This window comes from Catellatospora chokoriensis, assembly GCF_011297315.1.
Lineage (GTDB): Bacteria > Actinomycetota > Actinomycetes > Mycobacteriales > Micromonosporaceae > Catellatospora > Catellatospora citrea.
The window spans coordinates 83,882-104,624 of record NZ_JAAOTI010000022.1 but is presented as its reverse complement, the minus strand read 5'-3'; the positions used below and the strand labels follow the sequence as shown (position 1 = coordinate 104,624).

Sequence of the window (20,743 nt, the reverse complement as noted above, 5' to 3'; positions counted from 1 at the left end):
GAGAGGAAGGTCAGCGGGACCACTGGCGGGCCAGGCGGGACGCCAGCTCGCGGAGGCCGCGGGCCGGTTCGGCGAGGGCGAGGTCCACGCTGCCGAAATGCTCGACCAGGGCGTACGCCTCGGTGACGCCGGCCGCGCCCTGCTCCCGGCGGCCGGTGGTGACCCGGCCCGCCAGCACCACGCACGGGATGCCGAGGTCACGGGCCGCGCCGGCCAGCCCGGAGATGGCCTTGCCGCGCAACGACTGGTGGTCGAACGAGCCCTCGCCCGTGATCAGCAGGTCGACATTCTCCAGCACCTGGTCCAGGCCGGTCAGCTCGCGGATCAGGTCGATGCCGGAGGCGACCGTGCCGCCCAGCGCCAGGATCGCCGCGCCGAGCCCGCCCGCCGCGCCGCCACCGGGCAGCTCCGACAGCTTCGGTGGGCACCCCGGCAGCTCCCGCTCCAGCACCGCGGCCCAGTTCGCCAGCGCCGCGTCGAGCAGTGTCACGTCCTGCGGGGTGGCGCCCTTCTGCGGGCCGTACACCGCGGACGCGCCGTGCAGGCCGGTCAGCGGGTTGTCCACGTCCGTCGCGGCGATCAGCTCGACCCCGGCGGGCAGCAGGCCCGACCCGGCCGCGCGGGTCCCGCCGCCGGAGCCGGTCGCGTCGGGCGAGTCCGGCGCGCTGTCCGCGAGGGCGAGGGACGTGCAGGCGGTCAGGGCCGCGCCGCCGGGGGCCAGCGGCTCGCCCGCGGCGTCCAGGCCGACCGCGCCGAGGGCGGCGAGCAGCCCCGCGCCGCCGTCGTTGGTGGCCGAGCCGCCGAGCCCGATCACCACGCGCCGAGCGCCGTGCGCCACCGCGGCCTCGATCAGCGCGCCCAGGCCGTACGAGGAGGTGACCTTCGGGTCCCGCTCCCCCGGTTCGACCAGGTGCAGGCCGCAGGCCTGCGCGCTCTCCACGTACGCGGTGGCCGCCTCGTCCCCGGCCAGCAGCACCGCGCCCAGGACCGGGCGGCCCAGCGGATCGGTCGTGTCGACCTCGACCAGCTCGCCACCGATCGAGGCGTGCAGCACCTCGACGAAGCCGGGGCCGCCGTCGGCGATGGGGCGGCAGATCAGCTCGTCCGATGCGGCGACCTCCCGCCAGCCCGCGGCGACGGCCTGCGCCGCCTCCACCGCGGTGAGCGTGCCGGCGAACTTGTCGGGACAGATCAACACTCGCATGGGCTGCACGATAGTGACCCGCCCCGGCCGACCGGACGACCGGCGTGGCCCCGTCCCATGTCCGCGCCGTGGGGCAGGCCACAGCCGTGCGGGCGAGCCTGCCGTGCCGGGTTGGTGCGACTATGGGACACGTGACTGCTCCCGTACTGCTGCTGCTCGGCCGCGGCAAGGACTCGAACTCGGAACGCGGCGTCGACTGTCCGGGCGACCTACCCGCGCCCAGCGACCCCGGCCTGGTCGAGCGCGCCGCCGCGGCCAAGGCCGCGCTCGGTGACCGGGTCTTCGTGCTCGGCCACCACTACCAGCGCGACGAGGTCATCCAGTTCGCCGACGTGACCGGCGACTCGTTCAAGCTGGCCCGCGAGGCCGCGGCCCGGCCCGACGCCGAGTTCATCGTGTTCTGCGGCGTGCACTTCATGGCCGAGTCGGCCGACATCCTCACCTCCGACGCCCAGCGCGTGGTCCTGCCGGACCTGGCCGCGGGCTGCTCCATGGCCGACATGGCCGTGCTGGAGCAGGTCGAGCAGTGCTGGGACCTGCTGAGCGACCTGGGCATCGCGGATGACGTGGTGCCCGTCACCTACATGAACTCCTCCGCCGACATCAAGGGCTTCGTCGGGCGCAACGGGGGCGTGGTCTGCACCTCCTCCAACGCCAAGCGCGCACTCGACTGGGCGTACGCCCAGGGCGAGAAGGTGCTGTTCCTGCCCGATCAGCACCTGGGCCGCAACACGGCGGTGCTGGAGATGGGCTACTCGCTCGACGACTGCGTGCTGTACGACCCGCACAAGCCCAACGGCGGCCTGACCGACCAGCAGCTGCGCGACGCCAAGATGATCCTGTGGCGCGGCCACTGCTCGGTGCACGGCCGGTTCACCCTGGAGAACGTGCAGGCCATGCGCCAGCAGGTGCCGGGCGTGAACATCCTGGTGCACCCGGAGTGCCGCCACGAGGTGGTCACCGCGGCCGACTACGTGGGCTCGACGGAGTACATCATCAAGAAGCTGGACGCGGCCGAGCCCGGTTCGGCGTGGGCCGTGGGCACCGAGCTGAACCTGGTCCGGCGGCTGGCCGCCGCGCACCCGGACAAGCAGGTCATGTTCCTGGAGAAGACGGTCTGCTACTGCTCCACCATGAACCGCATCGACCTGCCGCACCTGGTCTGGGCGCTGGAGGAGCTGGTCGCGGGACGGGTGCCCAACCAGATCACGGTCGACCCCGACACGGCGCACCACGCCCGGGTCGCGCTGGACCAGATGCTGGCACTGCCGTAGGCATCTGACTACTCTGAGTGCGAGCACCGCGTCCGAATCGCGGTGCTCGTGCTCATTTAAGCTTCCCGTGTTCCGTCACACATCACTCAGCGCTATGCTGCCGGGGTTTGCTTTTCCACTCGCGCCACACCCAGGAGGTCGCCTTGTCGGACGACGTGCTCATCGTCAGCGGAGGTAGCCCGCTCAAGGGCGAGGTGCGGGTCCGCGGGGCCAAGAATCTGGTCTCCAAGGCCATGGTCGCGACCGTCCTGGGCGAGAGTCCGAGCCGGATGTACGACGTCCCGCGCATCCGCGACGTGGAGATCGTGCGCGGCCTCCTGGAGCTGCACGGCGTCAAGGTGACCAACGGCGACCTCGACGGTGAGCTGCGCTTCGACCCGTCCAACGTCGAGCGCGCCGGCATCGACGAGATCAACGTGCACGCCGGCTCCAGCCGGATCCCGATCCTGCTGTGCGGCCCGCTGCTGCACCGGCTCGGCCACGCGTTCATCCCCGACCTGGGCGGCTGCCACATCGGCCCGCGGCCGATCGACTACCACCTGGAGGCGCTGCGGCGCTTCGGCGCCATCGTCGACAAGACCCCGGAAGGCCTGCACCTGTCCGCCCCGGACGGCCTGCACGGGATCAAGTACGAGCTGGACTACCCGTCCGTCGGCGCGACCGAGCAGATCCTGCTCACCGCCGTACGCGCCGAGGGCGTCACCGAGCTGAGCAACGCCGCGGTCGAGCCCGAGATCATCGACCTGATCTGCATCCTGCAGAAGATGGGCGCGATCATCAAGGTGCACACCAACCGGGTGATCGAGATCCAGGGCGTGCCGCGCCTGGGCGGGTTCACGCACCGCCCCATCCCCGACCGCATCGAGGCCGCCAGCTGGGCCTCGGCCGCGCTGGCCACCCGGGGCGACATCACCGTCAAGGGCGCCCGCCAGGCCGACATGACCACGTACCTCAACGTGTTCCGGTCCATCGGCGGCGAGTTCGAGATCGACGACAACCCGGTCGACGGCGGCATCCGCTTCTGGCACCCCGGCGGCGACCTGCGCCCCGTCGCGCTGGAGACCGACGTGCACCCCGGTTTCATGACCGACTGGCAGCAGCCGCTGGTCGTGGCGCTGACCCAGGCCAACGGCCTGTCCGTGGTCCACGAGACGGTGTACGAGAAGCGCTTCGGCTACACCAGCGCGCTGAACCAGATGGGCGCGCACATCCAGGTCTTCCAGGACTGCCTCGGCGGCACCCCGTGCCGGTTCGGCCGGATGGGCTTCCGCCACTCCGCCGTCATCGCCGGCCCCGCCAAGCTGCACGCCACCGACCTGATCATCCCGGACCTGCGGGCGGGCTTCAGCCACCTCATCGCGGCCCTGGCCGCCGAGGGCACCTCCCGGGTGCACGGCGTCGACCTGATCAACCGCGGCTACGAGGACTTCGAGGCCAAGCTCGCCGGCCTCGGCGCCACCGTCTCCCGCTGACCCGCTCCCAGGCACCACCTGCCGCGGCCGCGCGCTGTCGGCACCCCGCTTTCCCATGGACGTTGGCCTATCACATCGAAAATCGGGCGATCGAATTCGATGTGATAGGCCAACGCCCATCTCCGGAGGGCGAAGGGCGGGGCGCGGGGCACGAACCGCGTGGGGAACGGTCGCCCGGAGGGCCTCGCGTCGGGGTTGCGCCGCGCGACGCCTGAGCGTGGCTGAGGCTGGTGGGGGTGGGTGCGAGCGGTTCGTCACAGGTCGCCACGCGGTGGCCGACGACTCCGGCTGCGGGTCGGCTACCCTTGCTGCGTGCCGTTGTTCTCCCGCAAGACCACTGACGTTCCCGCCGAGGCCCCGGCCTCCGAGCCCGAGGGCTCGGAGATCGTGCGCGCGTCGCGCTCGTACACGCCCGCCAAGGGCAAGGCGACGCCGAAGCGCACCGAGGCGCAGCGCCGCAAGGCCGAGCCGCCGCCGGCGAACCGCCGCGAGGCTCTCAAGCGCGCCCGCGAGAAGTCGCGGGCCGACCGGGCCGAGTCGATGGCCGGCATGAAGGCGGGCGACGAGCGCTACCTGCTGCCCCGGGACAAGGGTCCGGAGCGGCGGCTGGTGCGCGACTACGTCGACTCCCGGCGCACCGTCGGCACCTGGTTCTTCGGCGGCGCGTTCCTGATCTTCTTCCTGATCCAGGTCCGCGACCCGCGCATCGCGGCGGCCGCGAACATCATCTGGCTGCTGCTGGCGCTGGCCGTGATCGTGGACAGCTTCTTCATCTGCCGGAAGATCAAGAAGCTGATCAAGGCGAACTACCCCAAGACCACCCAGCGCATGGGCTCGCTGTACCTGTACGCGGTCATGCGCGGGATCACCTTCCGCCGCATGCGGATGCCCAACCCGCAGGTCAAGATCGGTGACCCGGTCGTTCCCACCAAGGCCTAGGACATCTGTCCTGCCGGAGTCGGGATCGCCGGATCTGCCCGGCCGTCCCGGCTCCGCCTAGCGTCGGACGCATGACGGAAGCGGTGCGGCTGCAAGCGGTCGCGAAAGACTACGGCCCGGTGAGGGCGGTGGACGGCATCGACCTGTCCATCGCCCGCGGCCAGACGGTGGCGCTGCTCGGCCCCAATGGAGCAGGCAAGTCCACCACCATCAACATGCTGCTCGGCCTGCTGGAGCCGACGTCCGGCACGGTGCGCGTGTTCGGCGGCAGCCCCACCGAGGCGGTGCGGGCCGGCAAGGTCGGCGCGATGCTGCAGGAGTCAGGCTTCGCCGCCAACGCCACCGTGCGGGAGCTGGTCGAACTCGCCCGCGCGCTGTATCGCGACCCGCTGCCCACCGCGCAGATCCTGGCCACGGCCGACCTCGCGGACCTGGCCGGACGGCGGCTCGACAAGCTCTCCGGCGGCCAGACCCAGCGGGTGCGCTTCGCGTTCGCCCTGGCCGGCAACCCCGAACTGCTCGTGCTCGACGAGCCTACGGCCGCGCTGGACGTGGAGAGCCGCCAGGCGTTCTGGGCGGCCATGCGCCGCTACGCCGCGACCGGCCGCACCGTGCTGTTCGCGACGCACTACCTCGAAGAGGCCGACGACTTCGCCGACCGCGTCATCGTGATCGCGCGGGGCCGGGTCGTCGCCGACGGCAGCGGAGCCGACATCAAGCAGCTCACCGGCGGGCGTACGGTCAGCTTCGACCGCGCCGGCACCGACCTCGACGTGCTGCGCCGCCTGCCGGGCGTGGTCGAGGCCGAGCAGCGCGGCGAGCGCGCCCTGCTGCGCTGTGACGACTCCGACCGCACCGTGCGCGCGCTGCTCGCCGACGGCCACGCCTGGCGCAACCTGGAGATCACCGGGGCGGGCCTGGAAGAGGCCTTCCTGTCCCTGACCGCATCCGCCGGCAAGGAGTGACCGTGCGCGCCTATCTCGTCTTCGAACTTCGTCGCCTGATCCGCGAGCCGCGCATGGCGATCTTCACCGTGGTGCTGCCGGTGCTGATCTACACGATCAGCAGCGGCAGCTCCGAGGAGGCCGGCCAGGTCGGCGGTGTGGACGTCGCCGCTTACCTCATGGTCAGCATGGCCGCCTACGGCGCTCTGGTCGGCGCGCTGTCGGTCGGCATCGCCGTGTCCCAGGAGCGTGCCAACGGCTGGCTGCGCCAGCTGCGGATCACGCCGCTCAGCCCCGCCCAGGTGGTCGCCGTGAAGGCGCTGCTGGCCTCGCTGCTGGCTATCCCGCCGGTGGTCTCGGTGGGCCTGGTCGCCGCGTTCGCGCACGGCGTGTCGTTCAGCGCCGGGCAGTGGGTCGCGCTGGTGGTGCTGATGTGGCTGGGCAGCCTGCCCTTCGCCGCGTTCGGCCTGGCGCTGGGCTTCACCCTGCCGCCCCAGCTGACCCAGCCGGTGAGCATGCTGGGCGTGTTCGGCCTGGCGTTCCTCGGCGGGCTGTTCGTGCCGGTGGCCGTGATGCCGCACGTGCTCGCCTCGATCGCGACCTGGCTGCCCAGCAACCGCTTCGCCGAGCTGGGCTGGTCCGTGGTGGCCGGGCAGGCGCCGCCCGTCGGCGGGGTCGCCATCCTCGCCGCCTGGGCCCTGGTCTTCGGCGCGCTCGCGGCCTGGGCCTACCGGCGCTCGGCGGCACTGCGGTGATGTCCCGCTTCCTGGACGGCCTGAGCCGGGCGGGTGCGACCTCGTCGCACCCGCCCGGCTCTGCCGCGTCCCGGGGGGCCAAGCGGCGCGGGCAGCGGCGCGGCGCGCTGTTCGCCGCGCTCTGGCTGTGGCCGATGGCCCCGGCGATCCACGCGGTGCTGGTCGGGCAGGTCGCCGCTCCACTGGCGGCCGGAGTCGGCCTGGCCGCCTTCATCACGCTGTACCTGTTCGTGGTGGTGCAGGGCTTCAGCACCACGAACCAGCCGAGCCTGCGCAATCAGGGCCTGCTCGCGCTGGTCACCGTCATCGGGGTGGCCCTCGCGGCGGTGTACGGCGGGCAGCCCGGCGGCTGGCTGGGACTGGTGCTGTATCTGGCCGCCGCCGGAGTGGCGCTCTACGCGCTGCCGGTGGCCTACCTCTGGCTGGGGGCGATGGTCGCGGTGCAGGTCCTGCTGGGCATGCTGCACGGCGAACCCGGCCGGGAGATCGGCGAGTCGGTCTTCAACACGATCATGGCCGGCGCGCTGATCATGGTCGTCCGCCGGATGATGCGCCTCATCCGCGAGCTGAGCGCGACTCGCGAGGAACTGGCCCGCGCCGCGGTCGAGAGCGAGCGGCTGCGCTTCGCCCGCGATCTGCACGACCTGCTCGGCCACAGCCTCTCTCTCATCGTCGTCAAGGCCGAGGTGGTACGCCGCACCGCCGGGCGCGACGCCGACGCCGCCGCCCGCGAGGCCGCCGAGATCGAGCAGATCGGGCGCACCGCGCTGGCCGAGGTGCGCCAGGCGGTGACCGGCTACCGCGCCCGTGCCTTCGCCGCCGAGCTGGCCACCGCCGGGGCGGCCCTGGCCGACGCGGGCATCGAGCCCACCCTGCGCACCACCGCCGACCCGCTGCCCATCGCCGTCGACGACGCCTTCGCCTGGGCCGTGCGCGAGGCCGCCACCAACGTCATCCGGCACAGCGGTGCCGGCTCGTGCGTCATCGCGCTCAGCCGCACCGACCACTGGCAGCTGGAGGTGCGCGACGACGGCCGCGGCATCCCCGCCGATGCCTCGCCCGGCAACGGACTGCGCGGCCTGGCCGAGCGGCTGGCGCTGGTCGGTGGCACGCTGTCGACCGTGGACCTGTCCGGCGGCGGCTTCGTGCTGCGAGCCACCGTGCCCGCCGGAGGCGCCGCGTGATCCACCACCGCGCTCATCGAAGCCCTGGCGTGAAGCGACCGGCGGGCGCGACCGTGCCGAACGGCAGCGTCCCGTGATCCGGGTGCTGCTGGCCGAGGACCAGGGCATGATGCGCGGCGCGCTGGCGCTGCTGCTCGGCCTGGAACCCGACATCGAGGTGGTCGCCCAGGTGGGCCGGGGCGACGAGGTGGCCGCGGCCGCCGCGGCGGCGTCGCCCGACGTGGCGCTGCTCGACATCGAGATGCCCGGCCTGTCCGGCCTGGACGCCGCCGCCGTGCTGCGCACCGCGGCCCCGGGGTGCAAGGTGCTGATCCTGACCACCTTCGGCCGCCCGGGCTACCTGCGCCGGGCCATGGACGCCGGAGCGCGTGGCTTCCTGGTCAAGGACGGCCCGGTCGAGGACCTGGCCGAGGCGATCCGCCGGGTGCTGGCCGGGCAGACCGTCATCGACCCCGCGCTGGCCGCCGCCGCGCTGGTGGCCGGCCCCAACCCGCTGACCGAGCGCGAACGCGAGGTGCTGGCCAGCGCCGCCGACGGCGCGACCATCGCCGACCTCGCCACCCGCCTGCACCTGTCGGAGAGCACCGTGCGCAACTACCTGTCCGCCGCGATCGGCAAGACCGGCACCCGCAACCGCATGGAAGCCGTCCAGACCGCCCGCACCCAGGGCTGGCTCTGACCCGGCTGCGAAGGCGGGCAGGGACGGAACCGGGCACGACAAGACGGGCAGGCCGGGGTCGGCGACAAGGCGGCCATGCCGGGAGCCGGCGACCCGCCCAGGGCAGCCCCGGCGAGCCGGCACGGGGTGGCTGCGCGTGCCGGCTCAGGCGGCGGTGAGAGCGGGGTGTCGGGCGGCAGCCGCCTGCGCGGCGGTCGCGGCGTCGGCGCGGTCCGCGGCCCGTACCGCCCGGCGCAGTCCCGGCCCGACCAGCGCGGCCAGCAGCAGCCCCAGCGTCGCGGCGACCAGCGGCACCGCGAACGCGCCACGGTAGCCGTACGCGTCGGCGAGCTTGCCCGCGACGGCCGCGCCCAGCGAGACCCCCGCGACCACGCCACTGGCCAGCAGGGTCATCACCATGCCCGCGCGGCTGGGCGGGCACAGCCGGCCCGCGAGGGCGTAGCCGGAGATCAGGTACGGCGCGGCGGTGACGCCGAGCACGACGACGGCGGCCAGGGCGGTCGGCGTGGAGTGCGCGAGCAGCAGTCCGGCGGTGCCCGCGACGAGGGCGGCAGCCGACCAGACATACCGGCTGACCGGGCCGAGCGACTCCGGCAGCCAGGCGACGGCCAGCCCGGCGAGGGCGCTGCCGACGCCGAGCACGGCGTAGATCAGACCGGCTGAGCCGGGCGAGCCGAGCGAGTCGGCGAAGGCGGTCACCCCGGTCTGCGTCGCCCCGAACACGACACCGATCACGGACATGGCCGCGACCAGCACCGCCACCCGCGTGAACGGCATCCGCCCGGCGGCCCCGGCACGCTCGGCGGCATGGCCACGCCGACCGGCCCCGGCACGCCCGGCCGCGGCCGGACCGGTGGCACGACCGGCCTTCGCCGGCGCGACGCGGGGTGCCCGCAGCACCGGCGGGACAGTGCGGTGCAGCGCGAACGGCACCGCGGCCAGCACGGTCAGCGCGGACGCCACGAGCAGCGGCGCGCCGGCCCAGCCGGACAGCGCCAGCACGCCGACCAGCGCCGGACCGGCCAGGAACGACGCCTCGTCGACGGCGCCCTCGTACGCCATCGCGGTGGGCAGCTGCCGCTGCCGGCCGCGGTCGCCGAGCAGCACCGCCCAGCGCACCCGGACCAGCGGGCCGACCTGCGGCATGGCGAACCCGGCGAGCGCCGCCAGCGGCAGCACCGCGGCCGGGAGGCCGCCGGTCACGGCGAGGACGAGGGCGGCGTACGCGGCGGCGTCGACGGCGGCCGTGGCGATGCCGACGGCGCGCTGGCCGAAACGGTCGGCCAGGGTGCCGGCGACGGGACCGCCGAGCGCGGCGCCGACGCCGTACGCGGCGGCGGCCAGGCCCGCGGTGCCGTAGCTGCCGGTGGCCGCGACGACGAGGGTGATCACGCCGAGCGGGCCCATGGCGGCGGGCAGGCGGGCGAGGAAGGCCAGGACGAGGAACCAGGGTCCGGTGATCCGGACGAGGTCACGGTAGGAGGCACGGGCGGCCATGTGGGTACTCCGGGTACGACGCGGTTGATGCGCGCCGTCCCACCCAACCAGCGTGCCCCTTGCGGCCCTGTGCGGTCCGAGTGTATCCAGGCAAGATCCGCTTCCGGAAGCGGATGTCACCAGGGGCACAGTGCCGGGCAGGTGGGGAAGGCGCCCTTCCGCTACGGAATCCGTTGTGAAGGCGCCCTTCCTTCGTCTGAGCGGTAGAGCCGGGCGATGACCTGCTCGATTTCGGGTTCGGCCACGGAGAGGTCGCGCAGGCCGCCCAGGGCGGAGAGGGCGGAGACGAGCGCGCCGACGGAGGCCGAGCCGTCGACGGTGAAGGTCAGGCGGGGGCCGGTGGCGGATTCGAGGTGTACGCCGGGCAGCGTCGGCAGGGCCTCGGGCGGGGTGTCGAAGTCGACGACCACCCGGCGCTGCGAGCCGTAGCGGGCATGCAGGGCGTCGATGCCGCCGTCGTGGACCACGCGGCCGTGGTCGATGACCACGATGCGGCGGCACAGCCGCTCGATGTCGGCCAGGTCGTGCGTGGTCAGCACGATGGTGGTGTCGCCGGACTCGCCCAGTTCGGCCAGGAAGCCGCGGACGGCCTGCTTGCTCACCACGTCCAGGCCGATCGTCGGCTCGTCGAGGAAGATCACCTCAGGGCCGTGCAGCAGGGCCGCGGTCAGCTCGCCGCGCATGCGCTGGCCCAGCGAGAGCTGGCGCACGGGCGTGTCCAGGAACGGGTCCAGTTCCAGCAGGTCGCGGCAGCGGCGCAGGCGGGCGGCGTGCTCGGCGGCGGGCACCCGGTAGATGTGGCGCAGCAGCTCGTAGGAGTCGCGCAGGGGCAGGTCCCACCAGAGCTGCGAGCGCTGCCCGAAGACCACGCCGATGCGCCGGGCCAGCAGGATGCGCTGCGGCACCGGGATCAGCCCGCACACCGAGACCACGCCGCCGGACGGGTTCAGCACCCCGGTGAGCATCTTCAGGGTGGTGGACTTGCCCGCGCCGTTGGGGCCGAGGTAGCCGAGCAGCTCGCCGCGCTGCACGGTCAGGTCGACGCCGTCCACCGCGGCGACGTCCCGGCGTTCGCGCCGCAGCAGGCCCTGGCGTACCCGTACGGTGAAGTCCTTGCGCAGCCCCTGCGCCTCGATCACGTTCATGCCGCCGTGCCTCCGTTCGCCGTCATGAGCCGGTGCTGCGGTAGTGGCGCACACCGGTGCGCCAGGCGAGCCCGGCCAGCACCGCGGCGACCGCCGCCAGGACGGGGCTGCACCAGCCCAGCCAGGACGGGGCGCCGAGCGGGTCCGGGCGGTCGAGCAGGATCAGCGCCGGGTAGTACGCCACGAAGCCGAAGCCCAGCCCGAAGGCCAGCACGTGGCGGAACCAGCCGCCGTAGACGGTCATCGGGTACGAGGTGAAGTCCCGCCCGCCGTAGGTCAGCGCCGCGCTCAGCTCGCCGGAGTCCACCCACCAGAACGCCACGGTGGCGGTGGCCACGAAGACCGCGCTGAAGAACACCGCCCCCGCCAGCGGCGTGACCACCAGGAGCAGCAGGTTCGCGGGCGTGACCGGCACGTGCGCCAGGCGCACCGCGATGACGAGCACGACCACGGCAGAGCAGACCCGGCCCAGCCGCCGCACGCCGACGTCGAGCACCAGCAGCTGCCACAGCACGCCCAGCGGGCGGATCAGCACCGCGTCGAGCAGCCCGGTGCGCACGTGGCGCTGCATGCGGTCGATGTTGCCGACAGCCAGGTCGGCCAGCGAGAAGCCCAGTGACGACAGCCCGAACACCAGCAGCGAGTCGGTCAGCGAGAACCCGGCCAGCACCGGCACCCGGCCGAAGACGACGAGCACGGTCAGCAGGTCGGCGCCGAGGAAGACCACGTTGGACAGCAGGTCCAGGACGAAACTCGCCCGGTACGACGCCTGCGAGCGCACCTGCGCGGCGACCAGCCGCCGGTAGATCGCCGCGGTCGAGGGCTCAGCCACCCTGCACCACCAGCCGCCGCTCCGCCCGGCGCTGCACGAGCACGCAGGCCGCGAGCAGCACCACGGCCCACAGCGCCTGGAGCCCGAGCAGGCCGAGCTGCCCGGCCGGCGGATCCCGTTCGACCAGCACGTCGAGCGGGATCTGCAGCACCGACGGGAACGGGGTGCCCAGGTAGACCGCGGTCGCGAGCCCGTCGGGCAGGAAGCGGATCGGGAAGTACAGGCCGCCGAGCATGCCCGCGCAGACGGCCCAGCCCATCAGCACCCCCCGGGTGTCCAGCAGCCAGTAGCCGGCCGCGTTGACCAGGAACCGCCCGGCGAAGCAGACCAGCACCGCGAGCAGCACGGACACCGCGAACATCGGGTAGGTGGCGGCGCGCTGCGGCAGGTACATGTCGAACGCGAGCGCGCCGACCACGATCGGCACGACGAACCGGGTGAGCAGGGCGTACGCCGCCCGGCCCAGGTCGGGCAGCAGGTAGCCGAGCACGGGGTGCACCGGGCGCAGCAGGTCCGTGACCACGTCGCCGGAGCGGATCCGGTCGGCCAGCTCGGTCCAGCCCCACATCGCCACCACGCCGATCAGACCCTGCCCCGCCCACACGTAGGTGACCAGCTGCGGCGCGTCGTAGCCGGCCGCCTGCCCGCCGACCGCCGCCGCGGAGCCGGCCACGGCCAGCATGACGTAGGTGCGCAGGAAGCCGAACATGGTGTTGGTGGCGGTGGCCGCCGCAGTCGCCTGGCGGTATGTGGAGAATCGCCGGAATCCTGATGCGCCTAATGTCCGGAAAAGCCCTGCCGTCTCGGTGAAGTTTCGGATTGTGAGCCGATCCGCAGTGGCGGTGACGAAGCCCACCCCGTACCCTCCACTCGCAACCGCATTCTTTTTTCGGCCGGGCGCGACCATACCTTTGTGGCGACCCGGTTCGCGATGCATTTGTGCCATACAAGACCCGGAACCAGGCGAGGTGGGGCGTGACCGACGAGCGCACCGACGAACGGCACCGCGGCACGCCGGCCTGGGCCGGTACGCCGACGTCGCCGTGGTCGCGCGTGCCCGGACAACGCCCGCCCTCGGATGCGCCCGAACCTGGCGCGCAGCAGCCCGCCAACGCGCAGGCGCCGCAGCAGCAGCACGGTCCGCAGCAGCCGGGCCAGTACCCGCCCGGCCAGCACCCGAACGGTCCCCAGCAGCACGGCCAGCCGCACCCCGGCCAGGGCCCGCCGCCAGGACCGTTCCCGCCCGCCAACGGCCAGCGCCCGCCGCAGCAGGGCAACTGGGACCCGAACGCGCAGCGCGGTCAGCGTCCCGGCCCGATGCCGCCGCAGCCCGGCCCGCAGTACCGCCCGAACGGCCCCCAGCAGGGGCAGGTCTACGGCGGCCCGAACCAGCCGCACCCGCCGCAGGGCCCCGGCCCGCAGGGTCAGTACGGTCCGCCCCAGCAGGGCCGCCACCCGCAGCAGCAGGGGCAGCGCCCGCCGCAGCAGGGCCAGATGTACGGCCACCCCCAGGGGCAGCCGCAGTACGGCCAGCCGCACCCCGGCCAGGGCCAGCCGCCGCAGGGCCAGCCCTACGGCCACCCGCAGGGGCAGCCGCCGTACGGCCCGCCGCAGGGCCGCCCCGGCCAGCCGCAGCAGGGTCAGGTCTACGGCCAGCCCGGCGCGCCGGGTCAGGGTCACCCCAACCTGCCCGGCCAGGGCCAGCAGGCCCCGGGGCAGCAGGGCTATGCCCCCGCTCCGGGCCAGCAGGGTCCCGGCCAGCAGGCGCCGGGTCAGCCGGTGCCGCAGCAGGCCCCGCAGGCCGCGGCAGCGGCGGCGCCGCCCGTCCAGCAGACCGCTCCGACGTCCGGCGCCCAGCCCGCCACGGCGACCGCGCCGACGTCCGCCACGCCCGCCGCCACGGCGGCCGGTGACCAGGCGCAGGCTGCGGCCCGTAAGGGGCGCCACGCCACCGCGGACACCGGCATGATGGCCGCCATCACCGACGAGACCCCGGCCCCGGCCCCGGCCGCGTCGGCCGCGCCCGTGGCCGCACCGGTCTCCACCGACCCCGCGGCCGCCGCGGCCCCGGTCTCCCCGGCGCCCGTGTCGGCGGCGCCGGTCTCGGTCAACCCGGTCTCGCCGGCCGTGCCGCCGACGCCGGTCGTGGCCACTCCCGACACGGTGCTGCCCGTCGCCGCGAGCGCGGCCGGCGCGGCCACCGCGCTGTCCGCCCCGACGATGCTGCACCCGCTGGTCCGCCCGGGTGGCGCGCCCGCGCCCGCCGCCGAGCCCGCGGCGACGACGGCCACCGTCACCGGTGACGCGGCGGCTGCCGCCGCGGCCGCTGCCGAGCCGGAGCCGGAGGCCACCCCGGAGGCGGGGCCCGACCCGGAGCAGGTGCTGGCGGCGTACGAGTGGCGCTTCCACCACGAGACCCTGCGCGAGCTGGTCGACAACCCGGACGAGCTGCGCGAGATCCGCGACCGGCTCACCGAGAAGCTGACCCCGGCCACCGACAACCCGACCCGGGCCCGGCTGCTCAGCCTGCGGGCCGTGGTCTCGCGCATCCTCGGCGACCTGACCAAGGCGCTGTCGGACGGCAAGATGGCCCTCGTGCATGCCGAGGCGACCGGCGAGCTGCGCCGCATCGCGCTGGCCAAGGCCCGGCTGGCGCACGTGCTGCAGTGGCGCGGCGACTTCACCGAGGCCGACAAGCTGTTCGCGGAGGCCAACTCCACCGAGCTGCCGGACCGGCTGCGCGCCACCATGCACGAGCACGCCGGGCGGTCCTGCCTGGACCAGGGCCGCTACATGGAGGCGTTCAACCACTTCGAGAAGGCGCTCGAACTGCGCAAGGTCGAGGACCCGGAGCTGATCACGCGCACCGAGATGGCGCTCGACGCCGTCTCGATGAAGATCGCCGAGAACGGCATGGGCCCGTACCCGCGCAGCATGGACGAGATCCTGCAGGTCAGCAAGCCGCCGGTGCCGCGCTTCGACGAGCGTGTGCAGTGCTGGGGCTTCGCCGGGGCCGACGGCCGCACGGTCATCTCCCCCGCGTTCGCCGACGTGCAGCCGTTCCGTGACGGCGCGGCCTGGGTGCGCCGCCCGGAGATGGAGACCTGGGAGCTGATCGACGAGGCGGGCACCCGGCTCATCGACGGCCGGGCCGGCTGGCTCGGCGTGGGCTCGTTCTCCGACGGGCTGGCCTGGGTGTCGCGCGACGGCGCGGGCAACTGGGTCGCCATCGACAAGCAGGGCCGGGTGGTCATCTCCACCGGCTTCGAGGACGTTCGTCCCTTCCGCCGTGGCCTGGCCGCGGTGCGCCGGGGCGGCTGGGGCGCGGTCGACAAGCAGGGCCGGGCCGTGGTGCCGTTCCAGTTCACCGGGTTCGCCACCGCGCTCACCGACGGCCGCTACGTCGACGGCTTCTCTGACGAGGGCCTGGCCATCGTGGACGCGGGCGGCCGCAAGGGCGTGGTGGACCGCACCGGTGCCGTGGTGGTGCCGCCCGTGCACCCCGCGCTGGTCATCCACCCGGTCGCGTTCCTGATCGCGGGCCCGTCCGGCCGCTGGGGCGCGCTGGACCGCAAGGGCCGCCCCTTCATCGACCCGGAGCTGCCCAGCCGCCAGGTCGTCATGGAGGAACTGGACCGCCTGCTGGCCGACACGAAACCGGTTTTGTAGAAGATTCACCAACCCTGTGCCACCGGCCGAAGCCTGGCGGCATAGGGTCTCCGTATGGAGTTTCGGCATTTGGGCCGTTCCGGGATGCTCGTCAGCGAGATCTCGTACGGAAACTGGATCACCCACGGCTCGCAGGTCGAGGAGGACGCCGCCGACGCGTGTGTGCGCGCCGCCCTCGACAGCGGGATCACCACCTTCGACACCGCCGACGTCTACGCCGGCACGCGCGCCGAGGCGGTACTCGGCCGGGCGCTGAAGGGCGAGCGCCGCGAAGGCCTGGAGATCTTCACCAAGGTCTACTGGCCGACCGGTGCGGGACGCAACGACCGGGGCCTGTCCCGCAAGCACATCATGGAGTCGATCAACGGCTCGCTGCAGCGCCTGCAGACCGACTACGTCGACCTGTACCAGGCGCACCGCTACGACTACGCGACCCCGCTGGAAGAGACGATGACGGCGTTCGCCGACATCGTGCACTCCGGCAAGGCGCACTACATCGGCGTCTCGGAGTGGAAGGCGTCGGAGATCCGCGCCGCCCACGCGCTGGCCACCGAGCTGAAGATCTCGCTGGTGTCGAGCCAGCCGCAGTACTCGATGCTGTGGCGGGTCATCGAGGCCGAGGTCGTGCCGACCTCCGAGGAGCTGGGTCTCGGCCAGATCGTCTGGTCGCCGATGGCGCAGGGTGTGCTGAGCGGCAAGTACCTGCCGGGCCAGCCGCCGCCGGCCGGTTCGCGGGCCACGGACGAGAAGTCGGGCGCCGGCTTCATCGCGCGCTGGCTCGACGAGGACGTGCTGACCCGGGTGCAGCTGCTCAAGCCGCTGGCCGAGCAGGCGGGCCTGACCATGGCGCAGCTGGCCATCGCGTGGGTGCTGCAGAACCCGAACGTGTCGTCGGCGATCGTCGGCGCGACCCGCCCCGAGCAGGTGTACGACAACGTCAAGGCCTCGGGCGTGAAGCTCGACGCCGACCTGATGAAGGCGATCGACGAGATCGTCGAGCCGATCACCGAGCGGGACCCGGCCAAGACCGTGTCCCCGGCCGAGCGTCCCTGAGACGGCGTCAGGGGCCGCCCGCGCGGGCGGCCCCTGACGGTCCGGGGGTCAGGCCCCCTGCAGGCTCATCCGGTACTCGTCGCGGTCCCCCTCGACGAGGATCACCTCCACCGCGCCGGCGGCGACCAGGTCACGCCAGGTCTGGCCGAGCCACGACTCGGCGTCGGCCTGGTTGCTGAACGTCTCGTTCGGGCCCTCGACGGGCTTGCCCGCCGCATCCTCGTACCGCCAGCTCCACGTCATGACGATCAGCTTATCCGGCGTCGCCGGTCCGGCCGCGCAGGCGGCGCATCCGCTGACCCGCCCCGCCGCCGAAGGTCATAAGGTACGGGCATGTCGCATGACGGTTGGCCCTCACACTTCGGGGCACGGGTGCTGGTGCTCGGTGGCATTCGCTCGGGCAAGAGCGAGTACGCCGAATCGCTGCTGTCGGGCGCACGGTCGGTGCGCTATCTCGCCACCGCCCTGGCGGACGGCGGTGACCCGGCGTTCGCCGACCGGGTGGCCGCGCACCGCGAGCGCCGGCCGCGGTCCTGGATCACCGTCGAGACGTACGGCGACCCGGCCGCCCTGGTCAGCGCGCTGGGCCAGGCGGCGGCCGACGACATGCTGATCGTCGACGACCTCGGCGGCTGGGTGGTGAGCCTGCTGGACCGTTCGGACGCGCAGGTGCACGTCAGCCGGCTGGCCGCCGCCGTCGCCGGTTGCCCGGCCCGGCTGGTGCTGGTCAGCCCCGAGGTCGGCCTGTCGGTGGTGCCGCCGTCCGAGGCGGGCGTGCGCTTCGCCGACCTGATGGGACTCACCAACCAGGCCGTCGCCGCGGCCTGTGACGCGGTGGCCCTCGTCGTCGCCGGGCAACCGGTCTGGCTGCGCGGCGCTGACGCCGTCGCCACCACCGGCGCGCACGCGGGCGCCGCCGGAACCGCCGCGGACCCGGCCGGCGCCACGGCATCGGGTGCCACCGCGGGCGCGGCGGGTGCCGCCACGGGCGGGTCGACCGGTGCGGTGCTGCTGCCGGCCGCGCCCCCGGCGATCCCCACCCCCGAGGTGCTCACCCCGACCGCCGCCGCGCCCAAGCTCGCGGCCGTGCTCACCGAGAGCACCCGGGCCCTGCCGATCGTGGCCACCGGCCTGGTCATCCAGCAGAACATGGACCTGCCCATCCCGGACAGCGACGCCCGCGACGCCGCCCGCGACCACCTGAACCTGCTCGACATCCCCGGCTCCGGCCTGGGCCGGCTGGCCGAGATCGTGCTGTTCGCGGCGGGCGCGCAGGGCCGCGCCGTGCCGGTGCCGTGGCAGCGCCCGCGGATGCTGCTGCTGCACGGCGATCACGAGGGCGACGTAGCGGCCGGTCAGACCCCGCACGGCTCGGCCCTGATCGCGGCGCAGGCCCGCCGGGGCGAGGGCGCGATCGGGCTGCTGGCCGCCGAGCACGGGGTCAGCCTGCAGATCGTCGACACGGCCACCGCCGAGGCGATCGAGCACGCCCCGGCGACCGACCTGCGCACCGTCGAGGGCCTGCTGCGCTACGGCTGGCAGCTGGCCGACGAGGCCGCCGACAGCGGGGTCGACCTGCTGCTGCTGGGCTCGTGCGGAGCCGGCGGCGAGGCGACCGCGGCCGCGGTGGTCTCCGCGGTGACCGGCGCGGAGGTGCCCGGCCTGCTGAACCGGGTGGTCAGCGCCGACGGCAAGGTGGACGACGCCTCGTGGATGCTGCGCTGTGCCGCGGTGCGCGACGCGCTGCACCGGGTCCGCGGGCGGGTGCTGCCGGCCAAGGAGATGCTCACCGAGCTGGGCGGGCCGGACCTGGCGGTCGCGGCCGGCATCATCTTGGGCGCCACGGCACGGCGTACGCCGGTGCTGCTGGACGGGCCGGTCGGCGTCGCCGCCGGGCTGATCGCCCGGGACCTGGGCAGCCAGTCCCGGCTGTGGTGCGCGCTGGCCGACACCGGCCGGCACCCGACCACCGTGCTCGCCGCCGACGTGCTCGGCCTGACCCCGCTGACCGATCTGCACACCGGTCTCGGCGAGGGCGCGGGCGCGCTGCTGGCGCTGCCGCTGCTGCGCTCGGCGCTGACCCTGGCCGCGTCGCTGCCGGCGCTGCCGCCGCTGCTCGACGAGCCGCCCGCGCACCTGCAGGAGCCCGAGGACGAGCCGGACGGCGACACCGACCCGGCCGTGTACCGCGCCGATGACGCGTCCATCGTGGACTGACGGTCCGCGGCCGCGGACCGGCCGTCTCGACGGCCTGCGGCTGGCGCTGACCACGCTCACTGTCGCGCCGGTCGCCGGGCCGCGGAGTCTGGACCGCGCCGTCGCCGGGCGGGCCATGACGCTCGCCCCGGCGGTCGGCGTGCTGCTGGGGGCGCTGCTCGGCGGGGTGCTGGCGGCGCTGTCCGCCGGGCTGCCCGCGCTGGTCGCCGCAACGCTGACAGTGGGCCTGGCCGCGCTGCTCAGCCGCGGGCTGCACCTGGACGGACTGGCGGACACCGTGGACGCGCTGGGGTCGTACCGCTCACGCGAGCGCGCCCTGGAGATCATGAAATCGCCGGAAGTCGGCCCGTTCGGCGTGGTGGCCCTGATCCTGGTGCTGCTGCTCCAGGTCGGCGCGCTGGCTCAGCTGTCGGCGCGGCCGCTGCCCGCGCTGGTCGCGGCGGTCGCCGCCGCCGTCGCGGGTGGACGGCTGGCCATCGCCGAGGCCTGCCGCCGGGGCGTGCCCGCGGCCCGGCCCGGCGGGATGGGCGCCCTGGTCGCGGGCACTGTCCACCCGGCCGCGGTGGCCGTCGCCGCGCTCGCGGTGGCGGCACTGGCCGTGCCGGCTGTGCCGCACCGCCCCTGGCAGGGCCCGGCCGCCGTGCTCGGCTCGCTGCTCGTCGTGGTCGGCCTGCGCGTCCATCTGGTACGCCGGTTCGGCGGCGTCACCGGCGACGTGCTCGGTTTCCTGTCCGAAACGGCGACCACGGTGATCGCCATCGGACTGATTCTCTTCTGACCCGCGGCCCGCTAGCATTCGCGAATGATCTTCGAATCCGCCACCCCGCTCGCCCGCGCCTGCGACGCGCTGGCGCGCGCCCGGCGCGAGCGCGACATCGAGGCGTTCGAGTCGGCGACGGCGCAGCTGTGGGAGGCCGCTCAGACGGCCCCGGCGGACGAGCTCACCACCGCCCTCACCGGTTGCGCCGAGCTGCTCGGTGAGCTCGGGCCGGGGTTCGGGGGCGAGTTCGCGATGCTCTGCGGCGCGCTGATCGAGCTCGGCGCGTCACCGGAGCCGCTGATCCCGGTGCTGCGGGACCGGCTCACCGAGGTCGCGGGCCTGGCGGCGGAGTTCGCCGCGGTGTGGGCGCGCGAGTTCCCCGGCGAGCCCGTGCCCGAGCCGGGCCCCGCCGAGTTCGACGCCGTCCTGGACCGCCTCGACGCGGCCATCCCGCCCGACCAGGCGGTGCGGCTCGCGGAGAGCTGGTTCGGGTGGCAGTCCTGGATGCGCTGCGCCACCGCACTGCTGCAGCACTCGGCCGCGGCCCGGCAGGCCTGCCGGGCAGAGCCCGCTCTGCGGGCGGCCGTCGCCGCGCTGGAGCCCGTGCGCGCGGACATGACCTCGCTGTCCACGCTCCTGTCGGCGACCGACGGGGTGACCTCCGCCGCCCGATGACCGCCTCGGTCGGTGGCTCCGACCGTCGCACCGGCCGAAGCGCGGACCTGATGCCGGGCCGGTGGCACGAGTCGGCGGCTTCCGGCGGTCAGGCTCGGGCGTCGTACTGCTTGACCAGCTTCTTCGGCGCGGTGCGCCGCCAGGCCTCGACGACCAGCTCCTTCAGCTCGTCGGGATCGGCCTCGGCCAGCACCACCTGGACCCAGCCGAACCGGCCGACGTAGGCCGCGGGCGAGTAGACGTCCGGCGCGGCGGCCAGCAGCGCCGCCTGCTCCTCCTTGGTGGCCTTCACCGACATGGTCGGGCTGCCCGGCGCACCCCCGGCGAACATCTTGTCGCCGACCCGCAGCGTCGGATGGCCCCACTCCTCGACCATCACCTCGGCCCCGCCCGGCAGCGCCAGCACCCAGTCCCTCACCTGCTCGTACGTGACAGCCATGGCGA

The 20,743-nt window shown here is 74.1% G+C and carries 19 protein-coding genes; 12 read left to right on the top strand and 7 right to left on the bottom strand.

Annotated elements, in window-relative coordinates:
* Nucleotides 1-10: 10 nt before the first annotated feature.
* Entirely contained in the window at nucleotides 11-1,204 is a 1,194-nt protein-coding gene (locus HAV39_RS28850) for a glycerate kinase family protein (RefSeq protein ID WP_191842336.1), read from the bottom strand.
* A gap of 131 nt (nucleotides 1,205-1,335) precedes the next feature.
* Between HAV39_RS28850 and nadA the strand changes: the two genes are divergently transcribed.
* The 7 genes from nadA to HAV39_RS28815 all read left to right on the top strand — a co-directional run bounded on the left by nadA (nucleotide 1,336) and on the right by HAV39_RS28815 (nucleotide 8,451).
* A complete protein-coding gene (gene nadA, locus HAV39_RS28845) occupies nucleotides 1,336-2,478 on the top strand; it encodes a quinolinate synthase NadA (protein WP_244958883.1) in 1,143 nt (380 codons plus the stop codon).
* Between the two features lie 143 nt (nucleotides 2,479-2,621).
* Nucleotides 2,622-3,950, top strand: a complete 1,329-nt coding sequence (gene murA / locus HAV39_RS28840) for a UDP-N-acetylglucosamine 1-carboxyvinyltransferase (protein WP_191842334.1) — start codon at nucleotides 2,622-2,624, stop codon at nucleotides 3,948-3,950.
* Nucleotides 3,951-4,262: 312 nt separating this feature from the next.
* On the top strand, nucleotides 4,263-4,889 hold the full coding sequence (locus tag HAV39_RS28835) for a DUF3043 domain-containing protein (protein ID WP_191842333.1): 627 nt from the start codon (nucleotides 4,263-4,265) through the stop codon (nucleotides 4,887-4,889).
* A gap of 71 nt (nucleotides 4,890-4,960) precedes the next feature.
* Nucleotides 4,961-5,854 carry an ABC transporter ATP-binding protein gene (locus HAV39_RS28830; RefSeq protein ID WP_191842332.1) on the top strand — a complete coding sequence of 298 codons (894 nt, stop codon included), beginning with the start codon at nucleotides 4,961-4,963 and terminating at the stop codon, nucleotides 5,852-5,854.
* Between the two features lie 2 nt (nucleotides 5,855-5,856).
* The gene (locus HAV39_RS28825) at nucleotides 5,857-6,588 is read left to right on the top strand and encodes an ABC transporter permease (protein WP_120316205.1); all 732 of its coding nucleotides are present in this window, start codon (nucleotides 5,857-5,859) and stop codon (nucleotides 6,586-6,588) included.
* On the top strand, nucleotides 6,588-7,772 hold the full coding sequence (locus tag HAV39_RS28820) for a sensor histidine kinase (protein WP_191842331.1): 1,185 nt from the start codon (nucleotides 6,588-6,590) through the stop codon (nucleotides 7,770-7,772). Before HAV39_RS28825 ends, HAV39_RS28820 begins: the two co-directional genes overlap by 1 nt.
* 73 nt (nucleotides 7,773-7,845) lie before the next feature.
* Nucleotides 7,846-8,451, top strand: a complete 606-nt coding sequence (locus HAV39_RS28815; RefSeq protein ID WP_191842330.1) for a response regulator transcription factor — start codon at nucleotides 7,846-7,848, stop codon at nucleotides 8,449-8,451.
* Nucleotides 8,452-8,595: 144 nt separating this feature from the next.
* Here HAV39_RS28815 and HAV39_RS28810 read toward each other — a convergent pair whose 3' ends face one another.
* The 4 genes from HAV39_RS28810 to HAV39_RS28795 all read right to left on the bottom strand — a co-directional run bounded on the left by HAV39_RS28810 (nucleotide 8,596) and on the right by HAV39_RS28795 (nucleotide 12,634).
* A complete protein-coding gene (locus tag HAV39_RS28810; protein ID WP_191842329.1) occupies nucleotides 8,596-9,948 on the bottom strand; it encodes an MFS transporter in 1,353 nt (450 codons plus the stop codon).
* A gap of 161 nt (nucleotides 9,949-10,109) precedes the next feature.
* A complete protein-coding gene (locus HAV39_RS28805) occupies nucleotides 10,110-11,093 on the bottom strand; it encodes an ABC transporter ATP-binding protein (RefSeq protein ID WP_191842328.1) in 984 nt (327 codons plus the stop codon).
* Between the two features lie 22 nt (nucleotides 11,094-11,115).
* Entirely contained in the window at nucleotides 11,116-11,925 is an 810-nt protein-coding gene (locus HAV39_RS28800) for an ABC transporter permease (RefSeq protein ID WP_239120156.1), read from the bottom strand.
* Entirely contained in the window at nucleotides 11,918-12,634 is a 717-nt protein-coding gene (locus tag HAV39_RS28795) for an ABC transporter permease (RefSeq protein WP_308440845.1), read from the bottom strand. The genes HAV39_RS28800 and HAV39_RS28795 overlap by 8 nt, the downstream gene beginning before the upstream one ends.
* Nucleotides 12,635-12,900: 266 nt before the next feature.
* On the opposite strand from HAV39_RS28795, the gene HAV39_RS42920 reads away from it, so the two are divergent.
* Both HAV39_RS42920 and HAV39_RS28785 read left to right on the top strand, forming a co-directional pair.
* Nucleotides 12,901-15,594 carry a WG repeat-containing protein gene (locus HAV39_RS42920; RefSeq protein ID WP_239120160.1) on the top strand — a complete coding sequence of 898 codons (2,694 nt, stop codon included), beginning with the start codon at nucleotides 12,901-12,903 and terminating at the stop codon, nucleotides 15,592-15,594.
* A gap of 54 nt (nucleotides 15,595-15,648) precedes the next feature.
* On the top strand, nucleotides 15,649-16,647 hold the full coding sequence (locus tag HAV39_RS28785; protein ID WP_191842326.1) for an aldo/keto reductase family protein: 999 nt from the start codon (nucleotides 15,649-15,651) through the stop codon (nucleotides 16,645-16,647).
* A 48-nt stretch (nucleotides 16,648-16,695) separates the two neighbouring features.
* Here the strand turns inward: HAV39_RS28785 and HAV39_RS28780 are convergent, their stop codons facing one another.
* Complete coding sequence (locus tag HAV39_RS28780) at nucleotides 16,696-16,890, bottom strand: hypothetical protein (RefSeq protein WP_120316212.1); 195 nt, start codon at nucleotides 16,888-16,890, stop codon at nucleotides 16,696-16,698.
* A 90-nt stretch (nucleotides 16,891-16,980) separates the two neighbouring features.
* Here HAV39_RS28780 and HAV39_RS28775 point away from each other — a divergent pair, with 90 nt between their 5' ends.
* Genes HAV39_RS28775 through HAV39_RS28765 form a run of 3 tightly spaced genes read left to right on the top strand, consistent with a single transcriptional unit; the run spans nucleotide 16,981 to nucleotide 20,299 of the window.
* Nucleotides 16,981-18,864, top strand: coding sequence for a bifunctional adenosylcobinamide kinase/adenosylcobinamide-phosphate guanylyltransferase (locus HAV39_RS28775; protein ID WP_191842325.1), 1,884 nt, complete (start codon nucleotides 16,981-16,983; stop codon nucleotides 18,862-18,864).
* Nucleotides 18,842-19,642, top strand: a complete 801-nt coding sequence (gene cobS / locus HAV39_RS28770; RefSeq protein ID WP_191842324.1) for an adenosylcobinamide-GDP ribazoletransferase — start codon at nucleotides 18,842-18,844, stop codon at nucleotides 19,640-19,642. Before HAV39_RS28775 ends, cobS begins: the two co-directional genes overlap by 23 nt.
* A 24-nt stretch (nucleotides 19,643-19,666) precedes the next feature.
* Nucleotides 19,667-20,299 (top strand): hypothetical protein, encoded by a 633-nt coding sequence (locus HAV39_RS28765; RefSeq protein ID WP_191842323.1) that lies wholly within the window; start codon nucleotides 19,667-19,669, stop codon nucleotides 20,297-20,299.
* Nucleotides 20,300-20,387: 88 nt separating this feature from the next.
* Here the strand turns inward: HAV39_RS28765 and HAV39_RS28760 are convergent, their stop codons facing one another.
* Nucleotides 20,388-20,738 (bottom strand): MmcQ/YjbR family DNA-binding protein, encoded by a 351-nt coding sequence (locus HAV39_RS28760; RefSeq protein WP_191842322.1) that lies wholly within the window; start codon nucleotides 20,736-20,738, stop codon nucleotides 20,388-20,390.
* Nucleotides 20,739-20,743: the final 5 nt, after the last annotated feature.